Genomic DNA, 1,434 nt, shown 5'->3' on the forward strand with positions numbered 1-1,434 from the left:
CGGTCACGTCCGCTGGCGTGGTGTATCGACGGCCACTCGGTGATCCGTTTTCAGGTTAGGCGGTGAGTGCGGTTGGGGTGGTCTCGTCGGGGGTTTCTCCCTCGATCGGGTGGAGGCGGCAGCGGCCGAGGATCTCGGAGCCGATGTAGCGGCGTTGTTCGGCCCATTCGTCGCTCTGCTCGGCCAGGACCGCGCCGATGAGCCGGATGATGGAGGAGCGGTCGGGGAAGATCCCGACGACGTCGGTGCGGCGCCGGATCTCCTTGTTCAGCCGCTCCTGCGGGTTGTTCGACCAGATCGACTTCCAGACCGTGCGGGGGAAGGCGGCGAAGGCGAGCAGGTCCTCGCGGGCGGCCTCCAAGTGCTCTGCGGCTTTGGGGAATCGCTCGTCGAGGGCGGCGATGGCGGTGGCCATCTGCTGGCGCACGGCCTTCGCGTCGGGCTGTTCGAACACGGTCCGCAGGAGGGTGGCGACCCAGGGCTGGGCCGATTTCGGGACCTGCGAGAGCAGATTGCGGGCGTAGTGCGTTCGACACCGCTGCCAGGAGGCCCCGGGCAGGGTCGCGCCGATCGCGTCCACCAGGCCGGCGTGGGCATCGGAGACGACGAGCTGGACGCCGTCCAGGCCGCGGGCGACCAGAGACCGCAGGAAAGCGAGCCAGCCGGCGCCGTCCTCGCTGGTGGCGACGTCCAGGCCCAGGACCTCGCGCTGGCCCCCGTTGTTGACCCCGACCGCGACCAGGCAGTGGACGTTGACGACCCGTCCGCCCTCACGGACCTTCTGGGTGAGGGCGTCGACCCAGACGAAGGTGTAGGGACCCTGGTCGAGCGGGCGGTGGCGGAACTCGGCGACCCGCTCGTCCAAGTGCTTGGCCATCTCCGAGACTTGTGACTTCGACAGCTGGGTGACTCCCATGCTCTCGGCGAGCTTCTCCACCCTCCTGGTCGAGACGCCGAGCAGATAGCAGGTCGCGACCACCGAGACCAGGGCCTGCTCGGCCCGACGCCGGCGCTCCAGCAGCCACGAGGGGAAGTACGAGCCGGAGCGGACCCTGGGGATCGCCAGGTCGATCGTGCCGACCCGGGTGTCCCAGTCCCGATTGCGGTATCCGTTGCGGGAGTTGACCCGGTCCTCGCCCGGCCGGCCGTACTCGCCGCCGCAGGCCCGGTCGACGTCCGCGGACATCATCGCCTCCGCGAACGTCTTCACCATCGTCCGCAACAAGTCGGGACTCGCCGAGGCCAGGTTCTCCTCCAGCAGGACGGCAAAGGGCACACTGTCAGGTGCGGTCATCGTGCTGTGACTCCTTCAAGAGCTTGGTCGTTCTCGAAGAATCAGCCGGTGGCCGTCTCACGTTCTCAGGCGACACCCATCACCGGGACGAAACCCCCGGAACGGGTGGAACCCGTACACCACTCCCCTGGACGCAACCC

1 protein-coding gene is annotated in these 1,434 nt (G+C 68.5%); it reads right to left on the bottom strand.

The genetic code is table 11. From position 1 onward, the window contains the following. Positions 1-55: 55 nt before the first annotated feature. A complete protein-coding gene (locus tag ACWCYY_RS40830) occupies positions 56-1,294 on the bottom strand; it encodes an IS256 family transposase (RefSeq protein ID WP_449798982.1) in 1,239 nt (412 codons plus the stop codon). Positions 1,295-1,434 lie beyond the last annotated feature (140 nt).

It is taken from the genome of Kitasatospora sp. NPDC001664, from assembly GCF_053596675.1.